The following is a 22,280-nucleotide window of genomic DNA, read 5'->3' on the forward strand; positions in this document are numbered from 1 at the left end:
AGTACGAGGGTCAGGGCCCGGCACGCCGAGAGCACGCACCTGACGCCGCGGAGCCGCCCTCCGGGCGACGACGGGAATTTGACGACAGGACCTAGACCCCGGATCCCTGTCTGCCGGTATGCCTTCGGCTGCGGGTGGATGGGGGCTGGTCGCGCAGTTCCCCTGGCGGGGTGGAAGGGGCGGAGCCCCTGGGGATGGGACGGGCAGGGGCGGCGGGGCGAGGGACCGGTCGGTCAGGGGGACGGGGCGAGGAGGGGGGAGAGCAGGTCGCCGTGCCGGCGCAGGCGCGGAGCGATGTCGTCGGCGTGGAACACGAGCCGGGACGGGTCGCCGCAGGACGCGACCTCGTCCCAGGTGACCGGGGCGGACACGGTGGGCGCGGACCGCGCACGCAACGTGTACGGCGTGGCCGTGGTCTTCCGCGCGGCGTTCTGACTGTGGTCGACGAACACCTTCCCGGGCCGCAGACTCTTGGTCATCCGGTGCGTGACGAGCGCCGGCAACGCCCGCTCCGCCTCCACGGCGAGCTCCTTCGCATACGCGCTGACATCCGACGACGGCATCCGCGCCACCGTCGCCAGCAGATGCAGCCCCTTCGACCCGGACGTCTTCGCGTACGCCTCGATTCCGTCCGCAGCCAGCCGCTCCCGCAGCCACAACGCGACCTCGCAGCACTCGACGACCGTCGCCGGCGCCCCCGGGTCGAGGTCGAACACGAGCCGGTCGGCCAGACCGGGCGTGTCCACCTGCCACTGCGGCGTGTGGAACTCGGTGACGAGGTTCGCCGCCCACATCAGCGAGGGGAGGTCCTGGACCAGGACCATCCGGGCGGGACCCTCCGTCCGGGGGACCTCGGCGGTCCGGACCCAGTCGGGGGTGCCGGGCGGCACGTTCTTGGTGAAGAAGACCTGTCCGTCCGGCCCGTCGGGGTAGCGGAGGAAGGAGACCGGCCGGTCGTGGAGGTGCGCCAGCAGGGGTTCCGCGACCGTCGCGTAGTAGTGCAGGACCTCACCCTTGGTGAAACCCGTCGCGGGGTACAGCACCTTGTCCAGATTGGTGAGCGCGAGCCGCCGCCCCTCCACTTCCGTGATCGGCGTCATACGACGAGAGTCGCATGAAACAGCCATCAAGGCGCCCAGATCGCCCTGCCGCTCCCGTGCGGATGTGAGGTCGCGCACACCCGTCTAGCCTGGCTTTCAACCGCATCCCGCGCGCCCGCGTCAGCAGGAACCACCAGGAAGGTGCCGCACGTGCGATCCATCTGGAACGGCGCCATCTCCTTCGGCCTGGTCAGCATCCCGATCAAGGTCGTGAACGCGACGGAGAGCCACTCGATCTCCTTCCGCCAGGTCCACCTGGACGACGGCGGCCGCATCCGGTACCGCAAGTTCTGCGAACTGGAGGACCGCGAGGTCACCACCGGTGAGATCGGCAAGGCGTACGAGGACGCGGACGGCACGCTGATCCCGATCACGGACGAGGAGCTGGCCGCGCTGCCGATCCCCACCGCGAGGACGATCGAGATCGTGGCCTTCGTGCCGGCCGAGCGGATCGATCCGCTCCAGATGGACACGGCGTACTACCTGGCCGCGAACGGCGTCCCCGCCACCAAGCCGTACGTCCTGCTGCGCGAGGCGCTCAAGCGCAGCCAGAAGGTCGCCGTCGCGAAGTTCGCGCTGCGCGGGCGGGAGCGGCTCGGCATGCTGCGTGTGGTGGACGACGTGATCGCCATGCACGGGCTGCTGTGGCCGGACGAGATCCGGTCCACGCAGGAGGTCGCCCCGGACGCGAGCGTGACCGTACGGGACAAGGAACTCGACCTGGCCGACGCCCTCATGGACACCCTCGGTGAGGTCGAGCTCACCGAACTGCACGACGACTACCGTGAGGCCGTCGAGGAACTCATCGCCGCCAAGGCCTCCGGTGAACTCCCGGCCGTGCCCCCCGCCGGGGAGCGGGCCGGCGGCAAGGTGCTCGACCTGATGGCCGCCCTGGAGAAGAGCGTGCGCGCGGCCAAGGTGTCCCGGGGTGAGGAGACGGGCGAGGAGACCGGGGCGCGGGCCGGCGGATCCGCCGAGGTCACCCCGCTGCCCTCCCGCAGGCCGGCCCGTACGGCGCCCAAGGAGGTCGGCGGGAAGAAGTCCACGTCGACCGCGAAGAAGACGGCGCCGAAGAAGACGGCCGCGAAGTCCACGGCGAAGTCGACGGGCCAGGCGGCCGGCAAGACGGCGGCCACCAGGTCGACCGCGAAGAAGACGGCGGCCAGGAAGACGACCGCCAAGAAGGCGACGGGGAAGAAGACGGCCGCGAAGAAGGCCACCCCGCGGGGGCGCGCCTCGGCCTGACGGCCCCCCGGGGCGACCCACGGGGCCCGGAGCCCCGTCACCTGGTACAAGTCACCCTGTACGGCTCACCCCGTACGCCGCAGGGCGAGCACCGCATTGTGCCCGCCGAACCCGAACGAGTTGCTCAGGGCGAGGTCGCCGAGCGCGGGCAGCCGGCGGGGGTTCTTGGTCACCACGTCCAGGTCGATCGCGTCGTCCTGGTCGTCGCAGCCGATGGTGGGCGGGATGAGGCCGTGGTGGAGGGTGAGCACCGTGGCGACGGCCTCCACACCGCCGGCGGCTCCCTGGAGATGGCCGAGGTGGCCCTTCAGCGCGGTCACGGGCACGCTCCCGCCGAGCACGGTGCGCAGCGCGCTCGCCTCGGCGAGGTCGCCGTCGACGGTGGCGGTGGCATGGGCGTTGACGTGGACGACGTCCACGACATGGGCACCGGCGTCGTGGACGGCCCGGCGCAGGGCCAGCGCCACGCCGCTGCCGGACGGGTCGGGCGCGGCCATGTGGTGGGCGTCGGCGGACAGCCCCCAGCCCGCGGCCTCGCAGTAGATGCGCGCGCCGCGTGCCCGGGCGTGCTCCTCGGCCTCCAGGAGCAGGAAGCCCGCGCCCTCGCCGTTCACGAAGCCGTCGCGGTCGCTGGCGAACGGCCGGGAGGGGCTGGTGGATCCGAGTTCGTGTGTGGAGAGCGCGCGCATGGCGGCGAACGAGGCCATGATCGCGGGGGTGACGACGGCTTCGGCACCCCCGGCGAGGGCGACGTCCACGCGGCCGTACCGGATGCGGTCGATGGCCTGTCCGATGGCCTCGGTGCCGGAGGCGCACGCGCTGGTCACGGTGCGGGCCTCGCCGGTGATGTGCAGCACCAGCGACACCTGGGACGCGGCCTGCGAGGGCACGGTCATCGGCGTGGTGAGCGGGGAGACCGCGCGCGGGCCCTTGTCCCGCAGCTTGCGGTCGCCGCCGACGAGCACGGAGGCGTCACCGAGGATGGCCCCGACCGAGACGCCGACCCGCTCGGGCGCCAGCCCGCTCTCCGTAGTGCCGGCCGGGTCCAACCCGGCGTCCTGCCAGGCCTCCCGGGCGGCGAGCACGGCGAACTGGGCGGACCGGTTCATCCGCCGCGCCTGCGGCCGGGGCAGCAGCCCGACGGGGTCCACGGGCACGCTGCCCGCGATCCGCACGGGCAGTTCGGCGAACTCCTCGCCCTCCAACTCGCTTATCCCGCACCGGCCCTCGACCAGGCCCCGCCACAGCTCCTCGACCCCGACACCGAGCGGCGTCACGGCACCGAGCCCGGTGACGACGACCCGGCGGGGTGTGTACGCCTCGGCGGCCCGACGCGGGCGCGGGTGATGTCGTACGACATATCCTTTTTGTGAGGCCTGTTCGGCCAAGTCCCGCAGTTCCGCGTCGGGGACGGGAGCCTCGGCCCGGCGGTCCAGGTCCCGGTGCCAGTGACCCCACCTGCGGGTGTACGACTCCTCGACGGCCCGGGGGTCCACGGCGCGCAGTGAGGTGATGCGGTCGCCGTCCCGGAATTCCACAGGACCGAGGTCGGTGGAGGTGATCTCGGGAATTGCCCCGACATCCATTCGGCGGCAGGCCGTGGTCACTTGGTGGCCGCGTTCGAATACCTCGTCGTGATCAATTCCGCCGAGCGGCGGCCGCAATGTCAGGCGAATGGTGTGGGGTGTCTCGGGCAGGGTGTGCATCACCACGTACCAGGTGTTCTTCGCCACATCCTGTTCGGAGAGGGCGACCAGATCACCGGGGATCACTTCGGCGACGGTGACGGCGTGGGGCTGTACGGGAACGTCGGACGAACGGTGCATGGGGAGCGATTGCTTTCTGTGGGGATTTCCGTCCCCAACTTTCGGCGACAAAGTAGGAATTGCCTAGATGTCCCCACCGCATAGTGGGCAACGTCACCGAAAACACTGATCAGTATTTCGCTCCCGTACCTCCAATACCGCCCTTGGCCGGACAACCGGATCCCGTGGTCGCCGAGTTCGTCGAAGTGCCGCCCCGGTGTGGGCGGCCCGGGCCGCGAAGCCCGGTGCCGCCCACCGGTACCGATCGGACGCCGCACCGCGAGGCGACCCGATCCGGAAGGCGGGCCTAGGTCTTACGGTCCTGGAGCTGAGGGTGTTGGTTTTTGCCGTGCTCGCTGTTCTCGAGGTCGACCGGCCGGGCCCACCGTGTCGGTGGCGTGGGGGAGGGCGCCCAGGAATCGGCGGCGATCTCGTCGGAGTTGAGCACGTTGTCGCCGTAGAGATCCCGCAGCCAGCTGGCCTGGTAGATGGTGTCGAGGTAGCGCTCGCCGAGGTCCGGACCGATGGCCACCGCGGTGAGTTCGCGTGCGTCGTGCCGGTTCAACCAGTCCGTCGCGCCGCTGACCACCGTGCCGGTGGAACCGCCGAACACGAATCCGCGTCTGGCCAGCCGGTGGCAGGTACGGACGGTGTCTCTCTCCTCGACCCGTATCACTTCGTCCACGTAGGACTCGTCGAGCAACGGCGGGCGCATGCTCATCCCGAGGCCGGGAATCATCCGTCGGCCGGGCGGCCCACCGAAGGACACCGAGCCCACGCTGTCCACCGCGACGACCCGCACCGGCCGGTGCCACTCCCGGAAGAAGCGCGCGCAGCCCATCAGGGTGCCGGTGGTGCCGGCCCCGACGAACAGCACGTCCAGCTGCGGGAACTGACGGGCGATCTCCGGCGCCGTCCTGCGGTAGTGCGCCTTCCAGTTGCTCGGATTGGTGTACTGGCTGAGCCACACGTACCGGGGGTCGGAGGCGCACAGCGCACGCACGTACTCGATCCGCGCGCCGAGATAGCCGCCGTTGCTTTCCTGCTGACCGGCGATCATGTGCACCTGGCTGCCCAGGGCTTCCATCATCATCCTGGTCGACAGGTTGCCGCGGGAGTCCGTCACGCACAGGAACCGGTAACCCTTGCTCGCCGCGATCATGCTCAGCGCCACGCCGAGGTTCCCGGACGAGGACTCGACCAGGATCGAATCCGGCTTCAGAGCTCCGTCCCGCTCGGCGGCCTCCACCATCTCGAGGGCGGCCTTCAACTTGATCGAGCCGGCGAAGTTGAAGCCCTCGCACTTCAGGAAGAGCGAGTGCCCGATGATCGACCGGAGGTCGACATAGAGATCCTCTTCGTTGTAGGCGTGGGGAACGGAAATGACGGGCACGACGGTCTCCTCAATCTGAAGCAGAGCATTTTCGGAATGTCCGTCCGACCGTGGGCGGGCTTCTCGGTTCTGTGGGCGGGAGCCCGTGTCCATCCGAGTCGGACAGGGCCCTGCGTCAGGGGTCGCTGTCTTCTGCGGCCCGGGTTCGTGGCCGGCTCATCCGTACCGGCTCAGTTCGTGGAAGAAGTCGTCGACGACGTGCAGTTCTCCGCAGCGGGTCACTTCGTCGTAGACGTACTTGCCGACCGCGAGGTCGAGCACCCCGAGGCCGAAGGGCGAGAACACCACCGGCCGGTCCGCCGGTACGGTCACCCGTCCGGCCATCACGTCGTCCAACGTGCCGTGCACGAAGTCCCGGTTGCCCGTCAGCTGCTCGGCCAGATGCGGCGAGGTGTCGGCCTTCAGGCAGTGCTCGATGTCGTCGACGATGTTGGTCGAGGCGAGCAGGATCTCCGGCGCGAGGTCGCGCAGCGACACATGCAGCACCACCGGATTGTGATCGAACCACGACAAATCGCTGACGTGTGGCTGCCCGGCGACCGTGGCGAAGACCACCAGGTCGCTGTTGCGGATCAACTGCTCGGCGTTGTCGTGCACGGTGACCCGGCCGGTGGCGCCCGACTGTTCCAGGTAGCACCGGAAACCCGCCGCGCTGTCGGTGGACAGGTCGTGCACACCGATCTCGTCGAACGACCAGCCGGTGCCGACCAGGAACGTGTGGATGTACCGGGCGATCAGGCCGACCCCGAAGAAGCCGACCCGCGCCGGTCGCGGCCGTTCACGGCTGAGCCGGTCGGCGGCCGCAGCGGCCGACGCGGCCGTCCTGGTGGCGCTGATGATCGAGCTCTCCAGACAGGCGAACGGGTAGCCGGTGTCATGGTCGTTGAGGATCAGTACGGCCGAGGCCCTCGGGACACCGGCCTTCACGTTCTCCGGGAAGCTGGAGATCCACTTCAGGCCGTCCACCCGCACCTCCCCGCCGATCGAGGCGGGCAGAGCGATGATCCGGGAGGACGTGCGGTCGGGGAAGCGCAGGAAGTACGACGGCGGGTTCACCGAGTCACCGGCGCCGTGCACCCGGTAGGTGGCCTCGACCAACTCCACGATCTGCTTCTCGCGTCCGCGCAGCGCGCGCTGGACCTGGGCGCCGGGGATCACCGCGAACGGCGGCACGGTGATCGGCGCGGCCGGCGCGGGCTCCGATGCGGTGGAACGGACGGTGGTCATGAAGCGGTCACCTCGACGGTCGGAGAGCAGTCGGTCAGACGCACCGGGTCGGCCAGAGCGACGAGCACTTCGCGTGGTCCCTCGAAGGGCTCCCTGCTGTGCGCGGTGCGGATGTTGTCGACGAGCATCAGGTCGCCCGTCTGCCACGGCTCGCGTGCGGTGTGGGCCTCGTAGACGCTGTTGAGCAGTTCCACGACGTCCTCGCCGATCGGGTCGCCGTTGCCGAAGCGGGTGTTGAACGGCAGCCCGTCGGCCCCGTAGACGTCCATCAGGTACTCACGCACCTCGGGGGCCATCGTCCACTCGTTGAGGAACGCGATCTGGTTGAACCAGCAGCGGCGGCCGGTGACCGGGTGACGCACCACGGCGCTGCGGCGCTGTCGGGTGCGCAGCCCACCGTCCGGCTGCCACTCGAACGCGATCGCGTTGGCGCGGCAGTAGCTCTCGACGGCACCGCGGTCCTCGGTGCCGAACGCCTCGGCCACGGACGCACCGATCTCGTCGTTGTAGCTGCGGGTGAGCAGCCAGCCCTCGCGCTCGAAGCGTTCGGTCAACTCGGCGGGCAGCGCGTCGAGCACGGTCGGCGAGTCGGCGACCGCGGTCGCCCCTCCGTCGGTGGGCGCGCTCAGACAGGCGAACATCATCAGGCCGGGGAACTCGAGCGTGTAGCTCAGTTCGTGGTGCATGCACATCGGCTGGTTCGGCGGCCACTTCGTCGAGGAGTACACGCCGTCGGAGTAGGGCTGCCGGGGGGCGAAGACCTCCTTCTCGGTCATCAGACCGGTGGCGAGCTTCGAGAAGACGGCACCGGTCTCGGCCGCGTCGCGCAGCCCGAGGCCGCGGACCAGGACGCAGCCGTGCTCGGCGACGACGGCGCGCAGTGCGTCCCGGTGCCCGGCTGCCCAGCTTGCCGCGCCACCGGTGGCCTCGGCTCGCAGGAGCGGAGGTCTGCCGGACTGCAGTTCCACGTCGACCATCGACGCCGTGGAAGTGGACGACATCTCGATTTCCTTTCCGTAGCCACTCAGTCGGTTGTCACTCGGTCAGTCACTCGTCGGTCAGTCACTCGTCGGTTGTCACGAGTCAGTTGTCACTCAGGAAGGAGCGAACAGTTCGGCGGCGCGCAGAACGGCCTGCGCCGCTTCGGCCGGACGGGTGCGCGGGAAGTAGTGGCCGCCGTCGGCGAGCTCGTGCAGGTCGACCTGTTCGGCCAGGAGCTGCCAGTCGCGGTAGCGGTGCGGGTGGTCCGCCGTGCTCGGGTCGTCGGCGGCGACGACCACGGTGACCGGAGCGGACAGCTTCGGCGTCGGCGGGTTGTCCAGGAGGTCGGCGAAACAGCGGTGGGCGGACACACAGTCGTGCCGGTAGGCGGCGCCCACGTGCTCGGCGTGCCGCGCGTCCAGCTCGCCGAGTTCGGTGTACCCGCCGGCCGCGCTCAGCTTCGCGGCGATCTCGGCGTCGCTCAGTTCCGTCAGCTCGTCGATCGCGGCGCGCCGCCGGGCGGCGTCGCCGAGCAGTTGCGCGCCGAGGAACACCCGCTGGACGTCCACCCCGCGCTCCTGGAGCCTTCTGGCCGTCTCCACGGCCGGCGCGGCGCCCGAGGAGTGGCCCCACAGCAGGACCCTGGTCAGGCCTCGTCGGACGATCTCGTCGGCGACTTGTTCGACCACCTCTGTCATCGGTGCGAACGGTTCCCTGGCGGCTGCCATGTCGTGACCGGGCAGCTCGACGGCGTAGACGGCGGGCCCGCCGGCCGGCAGTGCCCTGGCCAGCGGCTGGAAGTTCACCGCGTTGCCGCCGGCGTACGGGAAGCACACCAGGGCACCGGCCTGCGCATCGTCCGATTCCGACAGCGGGTGCAGCAGCCCGGGGCGCCGCTCGGACCTGCCGTCGACCAGCCCGGCCAGGTCGGCGAGGACCGGGTGACGGGTGACGTCCTTGAGGGACACCGCACGGTCCAGGGTGATCGCCAGTTTCACCGCCGACAGCGAGGTGCCGCCCCGGTCGAAGAAGTGGTCCCGCCGTCCGATCTGGTGCTGCGGGATGCCGAGCACCTTCGCCCACGCGGCCGCCAGCCGGTGTTCCGTCGGTGTGTTCGGCGCGTGGTAGCCGTCCTGGACGACGCCGAGTTCTCCGGCGAGCGTCTGCAGGGCCTTCCTGTCGATCTTGCTGTTGGCGGTCAGCGGCAGGCTTTCGCGCCAGTGGAAGGCCGAGGGGACCATGTACTCGGGCAGCGACTCGCCGAGCCGGGCCGGCAGGACGTCGCCGTCGAGGGCCCGCGGGCCCGAGTAGAACGCCACCAGGTGCTTGCTCTGGTCGGCCCGCTCGGCGACGACCACCGCGCCGTCACGCACCCCCGGCACCCGCAACAGGGTGTTCTCGATCTCGCCGATCTCGATCCGGAAGCCACGGATCTTGACCTGGGTGTCCCGGCGGCCCAGGAACTCCAGCTTGCCCCCGGGCTGCCAGCGGCCGTAGTCGCCGCCCCGGTAGAGCCGGGCGCCCTCACGGTGCGGATCGGTCAGATAGGCCTGCCGGGTGCGCTCGGGGTCGTTGATGTAGCCGCGGCCGACACAGACGCCGGAGAACACGATCAGGCCGGGGGCGCCGAGCGGCACCGGGGTGAGGTGCTCGTCGACGACGTAGACGCGCACGTTGTTGACCGCGCGGCCGAGCAGGATGCGGTCCGGCGCCCGGTCCATGACCTCGTGGTTGGTGTCGTCCGAGGTCTCGGTCAGCCCGTAGGCGTTGACCAGCTTGATCCCGGGCTGGACGGCGAACCAGCGCTCCGTGAGCTCCTTCTTCAACGCCTCGCCGGTGACCGACACGCATCGCAGGTCCGGCAGCTCGCGGGGGTGCTGCCGCAGACAGGACACGACGACGTCCAGGTACGAGGGCACGACCTGGAGGACGGCGACCCGGCCTTCGACGATCTTGTCGACGAACCGCTGGACGTCCAGGATCACCTCCTGCTCCACCAGCAGGGTCCGCCCGCCGACCAGGAGTCCGGACACCAGTTGCCACAGCGAGATGTCGAAGCACTGGGGCGCGGTCTGCGCGACCACCTGTCCCTCGCCGAGCCCCAGGTCGTCGATCTTGGCGTAGAGGTGGTTGAGCATCCCCGCGTGCTCGCACATCGCGCCCTTCGGCTCACCCGTGGAGCCGGAGGTGAAGTAGATGTAGGCGAGTTGGTCCGGTGCGACGGGCACGCCCGGATCGTCGTCGGCGTGGTCCTCCGCGTAGGCCGCGTCGATGAAGACCTTCCCGATCCCGGGCAGGGACTCCAGGGCCTGGTCGAGGGTGGTGGTGCTGCCGTGTTCGGTCAGCACGAAGGCGCACTCGGCGCGAGTGAGCGTGGTGGCGATGCGGCCGGCCGGGAAATGCGGCTCGATGGGCAGGTACACGCCCCCGGCCTTGAAGACCGCCAGCACGGCGGCCGGCCAGTCCAGGTTGCGTTCGGTCACCACCGCGACCACGCCCTCCCGGCGCAGCCCCCGCGCCAGCAGCGCGCGTGCCAGCCGGTTGGCCCGGGCGTTGAGCTCGCGGTAGGTCCATCGCCGTTCACCGTGTACGGCCGCGACGGCGTCCGGGTGTTCCCGCACCCCCTGTTCGAACAACTCGTGCATCCGGCGGTCCGGCAGGTCCCGGTGGGGTCCGGCGAGCCCTTCGAGCTGGAAGTGGAGTTCCTCGGCGGAGAGCAGGATCTGCCGTCCGTGCTCGGCATCCGGACCGACGGCGATCCGGGCGAGCGCGGTGAGGTGGTAACCGGCGATCCGGGCAGCGCAGTCCGCGTCGAGTACGTCGGTCCGGTACCGCAGCCGCAGCACGAGCCGGCCGTCCCGCCACGAGAACCCGACCCACAACACGGTGTCCTCGGCCAGGTCACCGCCCACACCGCCCGGATCGAACACGGCCTCGAAGGGCGGTTCGGTCAGGCCCAGTTCGCGCCTGAGATCGTCGACCGGGAATTCCTTGTGCGACAGCAGCTCCGACGCGGCCCGATGGGCGTTCAGCAGCAGCGTCCGCCACGTCGAGGGTTCGGCCGTCAGCCGGCAGGGCAACGGCCGGCCGCCGCCGGCGGGGACGTATCCGGACACGACCTCGCGCTCACCGGACAGCGCGGCGAGCACCTTGGCGTGCGCGGCCAGCAGCACCGAGTCGAGCGGTACCTCCAGGTCCTGCGCCAGCCCGCGCAACGGTCCCGCGACGTCCTCCGGGACCGTCGTCTCGTGGTCGGCGACGCCCGCCACCGGATGGGGCGTCCACCGCGGCAGCGCGGTGAACCCACCGGCCACGAGCTGACCGCGCCAGAACTCCCGATCGGCTTCCACTTGCACTCTCATCGCATCTTCCCGTTCACTCACTGGACCTGCCGGCCGGCGCGGTCACGCTGTGCCTCGTACGCCAGTTGCGGCAGGCTGATAGGGGGTGTCGCGCATCTCCGCCGCGGGATTTCCGCCCCACCGGGCGCGCTCCGGGACTTCCTCGCCCTTCATGAGGAAGGAATCGGAGGCGAGTTCCGCGCCGTCGCCCATCGTCACGCCGTAGTGGACGTGGGCGCCGACACCGAGCGTGGAGCCGGCGCCGATCGTGCTGCGGTCGGACTTGAAAGTGCCGTCCTCCTGCGAGTGGCACTGGATCTTGCTTCCCGCATTGAGCGTGCAGTCGCTCCCGATGGTGGTGAGCATCCGCTCAGTCAGGTGGCAGCCGTCGTCGAAGACCCTGCTGCCGATCCGAACGCCCAGCATTCGCCAGATCAGGCTCTTGAAAGGGGTTCCGTTGAAGATGTTGAGGTAATTCTCGGGCACCTTCCAGAGGCGCTCGTGCCACCAGAAGTACGGTTCGTAGATGGAACACAACTGCGGTTGCAGCCCGCGGAATGCCATGATGCAGCGCTCCACCAGCACGAAGTAGACAGGCGTGAAAGCAAGGCTGAACACCAGGAACACGGCGATCAGTACCTGCCCGTAGGAGTCGTACAGATCGACGTCGGCGAGAGCGACCACCGTGAGGACGAAGAAGTAGATCCACCGCACGATCAGGAAGAGGACCATCGAGCGCATGTTGTAACGGTTCTTCGCGGCGAGACTGCGACGGAACTCTTCGCCGTCGCGGAGATGGTCGAACCGGGAGTCGCGCTCGACCGACCGGGGAATCTCGAAGCACGGCGAGCCCAGCAGGCCCACCCCCTCGCGTACCTCGCCGTCGAGCGGAATCATCACCTTCGTCGCGAGGAGACAGTTCTCGCCCGTCCTGGCCCCCGAGGGATAGGCGATGTTGTTGCCGATGAAGTTGCGTGGTCCGATCGAGGCCCTGGACACCCGGAAAGAGGAGCTCGAGTAGTCCGCGTTGACGATGGAGAGCCCGTCGGCGACCATCGTGCCGCTGCCGACGGAGCACAGATACGGGGTCTCGTGCTGCACTTCCGTGCCGAAATTCGACCCGGTCTGTTCGATCCGGGACAAGTCGTATCCGAGGCCGCGCAGATAGTAGACGATGTAGGAGCTGTCACCGAGCAGCCATTTGAAGAACTTGATGTTGGTCATGCGCCCGATCGCACGGAACGTCGAGTAGTGAAAGCCGTACAGCGGGTAGACCTTGTCCGGCTTGATGGCCAGGTTCAGCAGGCGCGGAACGGTGAACAGCACGACCAAGCCGAAGACGACGAAGCCGAAGAACAGCACGAAGGACAGGGCCAGCGCGTCGCCGTAGAGACTCGGTGAGGCGAACCCCACCGAACCCGGGCCCAGCCGGTCGTGCAGCGCCGGAATCAGGTCCGACAGCAAGTACGCGCCCCCGACCATCAGCGGCACGTAGAGGAAGAACACCTGAAGCAGGGTGACGAAACCGAAGCCGGCCCGGCGCAGTGTGCCGCACGCGGTCGGTTCGACCCGCACGTAGTCGTGCTCGGTGGGCTGTGCCGGGGATCCGTGCCACTGTTGGCCGTCCGGAACCGCCTGGCCGCTGTACAGCGTGGACGTGTGGCCGAGCTGCGCCCCGTCGCCCATCGACGTGTCGATGTCGAGCACGGTCTTCTCGCCGATGAACACGTCCCGGCCCAGGGTGACCCGGCCGGTCTGGATACGGCCGGCGTGCGCCCGGTAGCAGTGGAAGAACGAGTCCTTGCGGATCACCGTTCCGGCGCCGATCGTGAGCAGGTCGGGGCAGGCCGGAGTCTGGCGGGAGAGGATCGTGACCCCCTTGCCGATCCGGGCGCCCAGGGCGCGCAGATACAGCACGTACAGGGGATTTCCGATGAAGAAAATCATCGGGTTGGCGTGGATCAGCGCCTTGACGGTCCAGAAGCGCAGATATGTCAGTCCCCAGATCGGGAACTCACGCGGTTTCCACCGGCCGACGAGAATCCATTTGGCCACGATCGGGAAGGTGCACAGGGCGACGAATCCGATGGAGCCGAAAACGAGCGATCGTAGGTAGATTCCGATCGCGTTCGAGCCGGCGGACACCCATCCATAGCCCCGGTCGGCGACAATTCCGGCGAGGAATGAATATCCAAGGAAGAACAAGAACTGAAGCGTTCCGCAGAGGACGTACCGCGCCGTCCCGGCCCGGGTCACCACCGAGGCCGGCACCGGAACCGACGGCTCGGAGGGAAGCGGTTCGGCGTCCCCGAGCCCCGTCGCCAGGCTTCGGATCGTCGGGTGCCGGTAGATGTCCTTCATCGACGCCGAGGGGAGATCCGGACGCTTCCTGACCCGTGCGCAGAATTGTGCCATCACCAGTGAGTTGGCGCCGAGGTCGTCGAAGAAGTGACTCTCCACCGATACTCGTTCGACGTGGATGACGCCGGCCAACACCTCGGCGAGGTCTCTCTCGATGTCGCTCTTCGGTCCGGTGTACCCACGCTTGTCGAGTGCGGATTCACCCGGACCAGGCGTCAGGACTTCGACGGACTTCTCCTCCATACGAGCTCCTTGAGGAACTTTCGAACGCCGCCTGGTAATACGGTCGACGCCCTGCACTCGCGCTTTTTGATGGCCGGAGCGAGTAATCCGGAAGCCATGAGGTCGGAATCTGTTGTCCGGTCACAAAACAGGTCCGGTCACAAGACCGTTGCCTCAGTCTTATCCGCCCACCCGTGGGGCTGCCACTCGAACCGGATCGTGTCGGTATGGCACTTTCCTTCGACGGCGTCAGGGCGTTCTCGCTGCTGACGCCCGACGCCCGCGGCGCAGAGCGCTCGCCACCCGTTTTCACTCCTCGTCCACCACCTCGTCCGACGGCGCGGCGACGAGTTGCGCAGGGGATTCGCCTTACTGCGTACGAGTGACGTGTACCTGATCCGGAAGGGCGGGTGGACGCCGTCGGCGGAGTCGCGGACGCGGAGGACCGCGCGGAGGCGGAGGGCTGTGGGGACGTGGGGAACTGCGGGGAGGCAGATGGCTGTGGGGACAGGGAGAGCTGTGGGGACAGGGAGAGCTGTGGGGACATGGAGGGCTGTGGGGACGTGGGGAGCTGTGGGGACGTGGGGAGCTGTGGGGACGAGGAGAGGCGCGGCGTACCGGCCTGGCCTCCAGCCGCCACGCGCGCCGAGGGGAGGGCACGGAGGCGTCCACGAAGAGGAGTGCCGCCGGCAGCCCCTGGCATGCCCGAGCCGGAGGCGCCCACGCGGTCGCGTGGGCGCCTCCGGCTCGGACGGGGACCCCGTTACCGCCCGGCAGGGGGCGCCGCGTGTCCCGACGGCGCCTTCTCCGTGCCGGGTACACGCACCAGGTCCACGTCGCTCGCGCGGACATAGGCGATCCGGTGGCCGAACTGGATCTCGTAGTACTCCTCGCGCCCTGTCACCACCAGGCTCGGTGTGTCGCTGAAGGTCGATCTGTCGATATAGGAACCGACGGGCCGGGACTGCGCCACGTACCGCTGGCCCGCGAGGAGGGTGTACGGCAGCGGGGACTCGGACTGCTGCTCCACTCCCTCCGGGTAGGCCTCCTCCTCCGGGAGGGCACGCCCGAACACCGGGATCTCGCTCAAGCCCTCCTTCGGCGTCACGAACCGGCCGCTCGCGCCGACGGCCGTCGGATGGTTCTTCGGATTCTTGAACCAGGCCTTGTGGCCCAGATACCAGATCGCCGTCCAGTCGCCCCTGCGTCCGGCGACCGCGTAGGTCTGGCCGGCGGAGACCCGCGACCCCAGGTCGTTGACGTCCTTCGTGGAGTCCTCGCCGTCGGGGCGCCGGCCCGGGTCCTGGATCAGTGGCGCGCGCTCGTCCGGCTCGGTGTGCAGGCGGACGGCGCTGGAGCCGTGCGGCGCGCACTTCACTCCGCTCTTGGTGCACCCCGTGAACAGCGGCTTGTGGGTGGCGAAGTCCGGCAGCACGGTCACCAGGTCGCTGTCGGGCCCGGCCGTGGCACGCAGGGGTGCGCCGAGGAGGTCGAAGTAGTGCCGCCAGTCCCAGAAGGGGCCGGGGTCGTCATGCATGTCGGGGATGCTGGAGGTGGTGGGCGACGCCACGTTGTCATGCCCGAAGATGTGCTGCCGGTCGAGCGGGATGTCGTACTTCTTCGCCAGGTAACGCACCAGTTTGGCCGAGGCCTGGTACATCTGCTCCGTGTACCAGGCGTCGGGCCGCCTGAGGAATCCCTCGTGTTCGATGCCGATCGAGCGTGCGTTCACGAACTGGTTCCCGGAGTGCCAGGCCACGTCCTTGGTCCTGATGTGCTGGGTGACATGGCCGTCCTTGGAGCGGATCGAGTAGTGCCAGGACGCCTCCGTCGGATCCTGCACGGTCTGACGCATGGACGGCAGATCCGCCTCCGTGTCGTGGATGACGATGTACTCGATCTTCTGGTCCCTGGGCCGGTCGGCCAGGTCGTGGTTGCCGTAGTCGCCGTTGTCGTCGTATTCGACGTACGGCGCGGCGAGCCAGTCGCAGGTCAGCTCCGCTGGGCACTCGACCTCCTTGGGCCGCCGTGCGGCCTGGGGGTGAGGGGTACGGGGGCGCACGCTCGGGCTGGCGGGAAGGGTGATCTGCTGTCCGGAGTCGGTGGTGCGGTGCGCGCCCTTGCGGATCACCGCGAAGACGTTGTTCGCGTACTCCGCCGCCGACGCGGTGTCGCCCGTCCCGGGGAAGCGTGCCACCGCCTCCCACCAGTCCGCCGGGTTGGTGCTGAGCGGCTTGCCGAGTTGTCGTTGTGTCTCCGCGAGGAGCGCCGCGCCTCCGCGTACGTTGGCCTCGGCATCGGTCCGCAGCCGCGCCACCGGGGCTCCGATCAGGACGGCGGCCCGGCGCAGGTCCGCGGGCTGCGCGGAACGGCCGCCCGGGGAGCCCGCCCCGGGCGAGGCCGAGGGGCCCGCCGCGGCCACGGGCGGCTGGGCACCTCCGCGATGCGACTCCGACGCAGCCGGTGTCGGGGACTTGTCCTTGGCCTTGACCTGGCGGGCGTCCACCAGATGCATCGGCCCATAACCGCCGACGACACTCGGGGTGCCCGGCCGGGCGTCCCATCGCGACTGCAGGTACGACACGCCCAGGAGCACACTGCGCGGCACGTGATACTCGTCCGCGGCGTCCGTGAAGACGTTCTGGAGATGCCGGTCGGCCGACGTGCCGCCGGCGCATGCCGCCGGGCCGGCCAACAGCGGCATCAGGAGCGCCGCGGAGGCGGTCATGCGGACTGTACGGCGGTTCTCACGTGGGGAGTTGGGGACACGGGGGGCGACACGTTTTCTCATCGCAAGGGTCTCCAATCATGCTCGTCGCAATCAGGACAAAGGAGTTGCCCTCTGCATCACCCCCCGTACGTTTCCGTGCCCGACACGCCCCGTCGCGCCAAGCGTCACTGGTGTGGCCCAGCCACCCGGCAGAGGCCACCCGGTCGGCGGCAGAACGTCCGCCCCGGCGGGGAGTCGGCGCGAGCCCGCCGTACCGCGCGGGAGTCCCGTCGTACTGGGCGCGCGGGAGTCCCGTCGTACGGGGCGCGCGGGAGCCCCGTCGTACGGGGGAGAGGACGGCTCAGTCCTGGACCGGGTCCACCTGCCAGTCGGGGTGTCCCGGCATGGACGGGGTGCGGTCCCCGTACAGCCACGGCGCCAGGAACGGCTTCAGGTCCTCGCCCGCGACCTCGGACGCGAGCGCGACGAAGTCCTGGGTACCGGCTGCCCGGCCCTGGTACTTCGTCACCCAGGACCGCTCGATCCTGTCGAACGTCTTCTCGCCGACCTTCTCCCGGAGGGCGTAGAGCACGAGCGCAGAGCCGTCGTACCGCACCTGCTTGAACAGGGCCGCCTCGGTGCGGGGTTCGGCGGGCGCTCCGTCGTCGTGACGCCACTGGTCGTGCTGCTCGTACGCCGCCCGCATCGCGGACTCGACGCTGTCGCCGCCGTGCGCCTCGGAGTAGAGACGCTCGTAGAAGCGGGCGTGCCCCTCGCTCAGCCACAGGTCGGACCACCGCCGGATGGCCACGCTGTCGCCGGTCCACTGATGGGTCAGCTCGTGCACGAGGTCGCGCTCGGCGTCGACCCGGTCACCCTGCAGGTCGCCCTTCGGCACGAGGGACAGCGACTGTGTCTCCAGCGCCACCGGCAGGTCCGTGTCCCCCACCAGCACGCCATAGCGGCGAAAGGGGTACGGGCCGAGCCGCTGCTCCAGCCAGGCCAGGTGTTCGGGCGTGAGCGAGCGGTACGCCGCGGTGTCGGAGACCAGGTCACCGGGGACCACGTCCCGGACGGGCAGTCCGTGCGGACCGGTGCTCTCGACGAACGTGAACTTCCCGATCGCCACCTGCACCAGCTGCGCCGCGACCGGCTGCTCGGAGTCGTACGTCCACCGGATCCGTCCGTCGGGCTGCCGGACGCGCTCGACGAGCCGCCCGTTGGCCACCGCGCTGACGCCCGGTGGAGTGGTGACGAGGAAGGTGACCGGCGCCCGCAGGCTCGGATGGTCATTCGCCGGGAAGATCATCTTGGCCCCGTCGGGCTGCGGATAGAGCACGGTGCCGTCGGGCGTGGGCACCCAGCCGTAGTCCCCGATCGCGTCGCCGCGGTGCCGTCGCTGATTCGGGTCGGCGGTGTAGGAGACCCGTACGGTGAACGCGCCGCCCTGGGGGATCGGCTTCGCGGGGGTGACGACGAGCTCGTCACCGTCGCGCACGGTCCTCGCCGGTACGTCGTCCACGGTGACCGAGTGCAGCGTGTTGCCCGCGAAGTCGAGGTCGAAGCGGGACAGGGCCTGCGTGGCGCTCGCGCTGATGGTCGTACTGGCGTCGAAGCGCGTCCTGGGCGCCCGCCAGTCGAAGGCGAGCGTGTAGCGGCGGACCGTGTACCCCCCGTTGCCGTCGAGCGGCAGCAGCGGGTCGCCGATACCCGGGGCGCCGGGGGAGGGGGCCGCGCCGGGTGATCCGGCGGAGGGGGTGGTGGTGGCGAGGGTGCCTGGGTGGGCGGGGGAGGGGCGGTCGCCGTGGGGGAGGGCGCTGACGAGGACGACGGCGCCGCCGATCCCGATGGCGCCGGTGAGGGCGAGGAGGAGGGTCGTACGGCGGGCACGGTGGGCACGGAGGCCTGGGAGACCACGGAGGCGGCGCAGGCCACGCAGGCCGCGGAATTGATTCGGCCGCCGGGGGTCGTGGATCTCCATGGCCGCACTATGCCAGCAGGATCCACCCATAACCGCTTATTTCCCCGCATATCCCCGTCGGTCGGTCACCCCGCACGGGTCCGCTCGAGCGGCGGACGGGTGTGCGAGTCGCGGAGTGGATGCGGATCGACGAAAGCGGGGATCACTCCCCATCTACGTGCTAGCGTCGGAGCGGGAAACGGGGATCAGTCCCCGTTAGTGGGGAGGGTGGACGTGGCGGATACGGCGCTGGTGTTGGGCGGGGGCGGCCTGACCGCGTACGCATGGCAGGTCGGCATGCTGGCGGGACTGGCAGACGCCGGGCTGGACCTCGGCGGTGCCGACGTGCTCGCCGGCACGTCGGCCGGCTCGCTGCTCGCCGTGGAACTGGCCGCAGGGGCGGCGCCCACCGACTTGTACGAGGCACAGGTCGCCCGGAAGCGAGCCATGATGGAGGTGGACTTCACCTTCGTCATGACGGTCAAGTACCTGTGGGCCGCGCTCGGTTCGCGCGATCCGGCGACCGTGGTCAAGCGGCTGGGCCGGCTCTCCCTGAACGTGCGCGACGTGACGGAGTCCGACGTCTTCGACGCGATCCGCCCCCAACTGCCGGTTCAGGACTGGCCGGAGCGGCCCGTGCGGCTGTTCGCGGTGGACGCGCTCACCGGCGAGCCGGCCGGCTTCGGCGCCGGCAGCGGGGTCGACCTGGTGACGGCGATGTCGGCCACGTGCGCACTGCCGCCGCTGTTCCCGCCGATCACGATCGGGGCGGGCCGCTGGATGGACGGGGGCGTACGCTCCACGACCAACGCCGACTTGGCACACGACTGCCGACGGGTTGTGGTCCTGGCCCCGGTCCCCACCGTGCCGGGCGCGACCCCGAGCGCCTTCGACCAGGTTGCCTCCCTGGAGGCGGGCGGCACCCGGGCCGCCCTGCTGGTCCCGGACCGAGCGGCCCGCCGTGCGTTCGGCCGCAACGCCCTGGACGCGTCCCGCATTCCGGGCGCGGCCCAGGCAGGGCTACGCCAGGCGGCCGAGTACGCCGAAGAGGTCCGAGCCATCTGGCACGGCTGAGCCTCTGCAGAGTTCGATCTACCGATTTCGATCTGGAGTCCGTGAGGTGACCGCTGGGCTCCCAGTCCTCCTGCCCGAGCCTCGGCACAACCTTCGCCACGACGCGGAGCCGGACCGAATGCCGCATCCGCCGAACTCACCGCGTCCGTAATCGAGTTACGTCCTTGGATACTCGGCCGCAGCTCCCCGCGACTCAGCTGTTTCTCCGGTCGCCGTCTCCGTCCGCTGCACAGGCGTTCCGGGCCTGGGCTGGTCGTACCGAATGCGGCCATGCGGGCGCCGACGAGACCACTTTGTCACCGATGGCTGTCCGGCCATGGCATGTGTCGGCGGTGCGGCTCGCTTCCGTGGCGGCCGTGCTCCACGCCGGCACTCTCCAGCAGGCCTTCTCGCCGCCGCTGTTTCCTTTGCGGCCAGGGAGTTCGCTGTTTTCTGTGCGGTCAGGGAGTCGCAATGAAGAACCCCGTTCTGCTGCACCGTCGTGCCGCGACCATCGTCGCGGCGGCGCTGTTGACCGGTGGCACGGTACTGGCGAGGGGCGCTGCCGCAACCGTCTCCAACGTCAGCCCCTCCGATCGACACGCCATCGTCCCCGAGACCGACAGTGTGCGCCAACAGGCCGGCCAGTCGCCTTTGACCTGGGACGACTCGCTCGCCGAGGCAGCCCAGGACTGGGCCGACGCCCCGGCATCGACTGCGGGCGGCACGCTGCACCACGGCCCGATGAGCAACGCCGCTCAAAACATTTCGTCCTCTCCGGCGGCCTCGGCCACAGGCCGATGGGCAAGCGAGAAGGCCGCCTACGAGGCCGACCCCGACCATGACACCGACAGGCCCAGCTACCAGAAATGGGGTCACTACTACAACATGATCAACGAGAGGTACAGGAAGATCGGCTGCGGCACCAAGAGCGGCGTTCTCGCCGGGTCGATCACGGTGTGCCAGTACGCGCCCTGACTCCGGCGGCATCGTGCAGACAGGTCGGGCCGGGGCGGCACCAGATGGCGCTGACCCTGTACCGGGACATTCACGCGCGGCCGGAAAGGGCCACTCAGGCACCAAACATGCGTACGCGCGTTTGGTGAGCAACCTCCGGGCGCTCAGGCGTTACGAGGAAGCCGATGAAGTCATCGGCGGAGCACCGACGTACGGATGCCGACGCCCCAAGGAGGGCAGGGGCCCTTGTGCATCGCCCTCGGGGAGTCTGAGCGCTTCTCTTCGTAGCAGCACCCGGGCCTTGGGTTGTTCGAGGAGTCAACTGGCCTTCGCCCGAGCGCAGTTGCCTCGCGCCGAATCGCAGGGCGGCCCTGGTGCCGACGCCTGGGGTGAGGCAGTCGCGCAGGTATGCCTCAAGGAGGTCGCCGTCACCGGGCATCGTTGCGCCGAATACGGCATGACGCACCTCATGTCTTCACCATTTGGTCCGTACCAAACTATTGACGCCCCCTTATCTCACTTCTTAAATCAAGAGGCGACGCACTCACCCCCCACCTCGCTCGGCGCACCCGTGCGCCGGAAGGGAGAGCCGTGGTCTCGCCACGATCGCTCCGCAGATGTCTCCTCGCCGCCCTCTCTGCCATGTTGGTCGCGACCGCCGCGATCGGCCCGGCACGGGCGGACACCCCGAGTGTCGGGGCCGCCGCCGAGACGTTCTCCGACACCTTCGACGGGCCCGCCGGAGCGGCCGTCGACTCCTCGAAGTGGCAGATCGAGACCGGCGACAACGTCAACAACCACGAACGGCAGTACTACACGTCGGGCAACAAAAACGCGGCCCTGGATGGTCAGGGGCATCTGGTCATCACGGCCCGCCGGGAGAACCCGGCCAACTACCAATGCTGGTACGGGACTTGCCAGTACACGTCGGCCCGTCTGAACACGGCCGGAAAGTTCAACGCCCAGTACGGGCACGTCGAGGCCCGGATGAAGATCCCGCGCGGGCAGGGCATGTGGCCCGCGTTCTGGATGCTCGGCACACCGGTCAACTGGCCGGACTCGGGCGAGATCGACGTCATGGAGAACGTCGGCTACGAGCCCTCCACGGTCCACGGCACGATCCACGGCCCGGGCTACTCCGGCTCGGGCGGCATAGGCGCGGCCTACTCCCTGCCCGGCGGCCAGGCCTTCGCCGACGCCTTCCACACCTTCGCCGTGGACTGGGCTCCCGACTCGATCACCTGGTCGGTGGACGGGACCGTCTACCAGCGGCGCACACCCGCCGACCTGGGCGGCAAGGCATGGGTGTTCAACAAGCCGTTCTTCCTGATCCTGAACCTGGCGGTGGGCGGCTACTGGCCGGGCGACCCGGACAGCTCCACCGCCTTCCCGCAGCAACTGCTGGTGGACTCGGTATCGGTGACCACGGGCGACACGGCCGTCGGCGTCGCGATCAGAGGCCTCGCCGGGAAGTGCGCGGACGTCGCCGCGGCGAACTCCGCCAACGGCACCCCCGTACAGCTCTACGACTGCAACGGCACCGCCGCCCAGCAGTGGACCGTCGGCTCGGACGGGACGATCCGCGCGCTCGGCAAGTGCCTCGACGTCACCGGCAACGGGACGGCGGACGGCTCGACGGTCCAGTTGTGGGACTGCACGGGCGGACCGAACCAGAAGTGGGCCGTCTCCTCGGCGAACGACATCGTGAACCCGCAGGCGAACAAGTGTCTGGACGTGACGGGCAACAACTCGGCCAACGGCACCCGGCTGCAGATCTGGACCTGCTCGGGCGGCGCCAACCAGAAGTGGACGGTCGGCTGAGCCGCAGGCCCTAGGTCCTGTCGTCAAATTCCCGTCGTCGCCCGGAGGGCGGCTCCGCGGCGTCAGGTGCGTGCTCTCGGCGTGCCGGGCCCTGACCCTCGTAC

At 69.5% G+C, this 22,280-nt stretch carries 13 protein-coding genes; 4 read left to right on the forward strand and 9 right to left on the reverse strand.

Going from position 1 to position 22,280, the window contains the following annotated elements:
- Positions 1-233: 233 nt before the first annotated feature.
- Positions 234-1,100 carry a non-homologous end-joining DNA ligase gene (gene ligD, locus ABZ656_RS44260; RefSeq protein WP_101400642.1) on the reverse strand — a complete coding sequence of 289 codons (867 nt, stop codon included), beginning with the start codon at positions 1,098-1,100 and terminating at the stop codon, positions 234-236.
- A gap of 141 nt (positions 1,101-1,241) precedes the next feature.
- Between ligD and ABZ656_RS44265 the strand changes: the two genes are divergently transcribed.
- Positions 1,242-2,345, forward strand: a complete 1,104-nt coding sequence (locus tag ABZ656_RS44265; protein WP_360276352.1) for a Ku protein — start codon at positions 1,242-1,244, stop codon at positions 2,343-2,345.
- Positions 2,346-2,410: 65 nt separating this feature from the next.
- Here the strand turns inward: ABZ656_RS44265 and ABZ656_RS44270 are convergent, their stop codons facing one another.
- The 8 genes from ABZ656_RS44270 to ABZ656_RS44305 all read right to left on the reverse strand — a co-directional run bounded on the left by ABZ656_RS44270 (position 2,411) and on the right by ABZ656_RS44305 (position 18,366).
- Entirely contained in the window at positions 2,411-4,171 is a 1,761-nt protein-coding gene (locus ABZ656_RS44270; protein WP_360276355.1) for a beta-ketoacyl-[acyl-carrier-protein] synthase family protein, read from the reverse strand.
- A gap of 286 nt (positions 4,172-4,457) precedes the next feature.
- Complete coding sequence (sbnA, locus tag ABZ656_RS44275) at positions 4,458-5,543, reverse strand: 2,3-diaminopropionate biosynthesis protein SbnA (RefSeq protein WP_360276358.1); 1,086 nt, start codon at positions 5,541-5,543, stop codon at positions 4,458-4,460.
- A gap of 156 nt (positions 5,544-5,699) precedes the next feature.
- Entirely contained in the window at positions 5,700-6,770 is a 1,071-nt protein-coding gene (sbnB, locus tag ABZ656_RS44280; protein WP_101400646.1) for a 2,3-diaminopropionate biosynthesis protein SbnB, read from the reverse strand.
- A complete protein-coding gene (locus tag ABZ656_RS44285; protein WP_360276362.1) occupies positions 6,767-7,771 on the reverse strand; it encodes a TauD/TfdA family dioxygenase in 1,005 nt (334 codons plus the stop codon). Before ABZ656_RS44285 ends, sbnB begins: the two co-directional genes overlap by 4 nt.
- 93 nt (positions 7,772-7,864) lie before the next feature.
- Positions 7,865-11,113 (reverse strand): amino acid adenylation domain-containing protein, encoded by a 3,249-nt coding sequence (locus ABZ656_RS44290; RefSeq protein ID WP_101400648.1) that lies wholly within the window; start codon positions 11,111-11,113, stop codon positions 7,865-7,867.
- A 42-nt stretch (positions 11,114-11,155) separates the two neighbouring features.
- Positions 11,156-13,696: a Pls/PosA family non-ribosomal peptide synthetase gene (locus tag ABZ656_RS44295; RefSeq protein ID WP_360276366.1), complete on the reverse strand. Its 2,541-nt coding sequence runs from the start codon at positions 13,694-13,696 to the stop codon at positions 11,156-11,158.
- Positions 13,697-14,438: 742 nt separating this feature from the next.
- Complete coding sequence (locus tag ABZ656_RS44300) at positions 14,439-16,403, reverse strand: N-acetylmuramoyl-L-alanine amidase (protein WP_101400650.1); 1,965 nt, start codon at positions 16,401-16,403, stop codon at positions 14,439-14,441.
- 343 nt (positions 16,404-16,746) lie between these two features.
- The gene (locus ABZ656_RS44305; RefSeq protein ID WP_360276370.1) at positions 16,747-18,366 is read right to left on the reverse strand and encodes a M1 family metallopeptidase; all 1,620 of its coding nucleotides are present in this window, start codon (positions 18,364-18,366) and stop codon (positions 16,747-16,749) included.
- A 213-nt stretch (positions 18,367-18,579) separates the two neighbouring features.
- On the opposite strand from ABZ656_RS44305, the gene ABZ656_RS44310 reads away from it, so the two are divergent.
- From ABZ656_RS44310 to ABZ656_RS44320, 3 genes are all read left to right on the forward strand, one after another.
- Entirely contained in the window at positions 18,580-19,419 is an 840-nt protein-coding gene (locus tag ABZ656_RS44310; RefSeq protein WP_360276373.1) for a patatin-like phospholipase family protein, read from the forward strand.
- Positions 19,420-19,872: 453 nt separating this feature from the next.
- Positions 19,873-20,376, forward strand: coding sequence for a CAP domain-containing protein (locus ABZ656_RS44315; RefSeq protein WP_360276376.1), 504 nt, complete (start codon positions 19,873-19,875; stop codon positions 20,374-20,376).
- Positions 20,377-20,946: 570 nt separating this feature from the next.
- Positions 20,947-22,176 (forward strand): family 16 glycosylhydrolase, encoded by a 1,230-nt coding sequence (locus ABZ656_RS44320; protein ID WP_360276379.1) that lies wholly within the window; start codon positions 20,947-20,949, stop codon positions 22,174-22,176.
- Positions 22,177-22,280 lie beyond the last annotated feature (104 nt).

This window comes from Streptomyces sp. NPDC007095, from assembly GCF_040634475.1.
Taxonomy (GTDB): domain Bacteria; phylum Actinomycetota; class Actinomycetes; order Streptomycetales; family Streptomycetaceae; genus Streptomyces.

Bases quoted from the DNA above. Each gene is read 5' to 3' on its own strand.
- ligD (WP_101400642.1), bottom strand. From the start codon at position 1,100: ATGACGCCGATCACGGAAGTGGAGGGGCGGCGGCTCGCGCTCACCAAT.
- ABZ656_RS44270 (WP_360276355.1), bottom strand. From the start codon at position 4,171: ATGCACCGTTCGTCCGACGTTCCCGTACAGCCCCACGCCGTCACCGTC.
- sbnB (WP_101400646.1), bottom strand. From the start codon at position 6,770: ATGACCACCGTCCGTTCCACCGCATCGGAGCCCGCGCCGGCCGCGCCG.
- ABZ656_RS44285 (WP_360276362.1), bottom strand. From the start codon at position 7,771: ATGTCGTCCACTTCCACGGCGTCGATGGTCGACGTGGAACTGCAGTCC.
- ABZ656_RS44290 (WP_101400648.1), bottom strand. From the start codon at position 11,113: ATGAGAGTGCAAGTGGAAGCCGATCGGGAGTTCTGGCGCGGTCAGCTC.
- ABZ656_RS44295 (WP_360276366.1), bottom strand. From the start codon at position 13,696: ATGGAGGAGAAGTCCGTCGAAGTCCTGACGCCTGGTCCGGGTGAATCC.
- ABZ656_RS44300 (WP_101400650.1), bottom strand. From the start codon at position 16,403: ATGACCGCCTCCGCGGCGCTCCTGATGCCGCTGTTGGCCGGCCCGGCG.
- ABZ656_RS44305 (WP_360276370.1), bottom strand. From the start codon at position 18,366: ATGGAGATCCACGACCCCCGGCGGCCGAATCAATTCCGCGGCCTGCGT.
- ABZ656_RS44315 (WP_360276376.1), top strand. From the start codon at position 19,873: ATGAAGAACCCCGTTCTGCTGCACCGTCGTGCCGCGACCATCGTCGCG.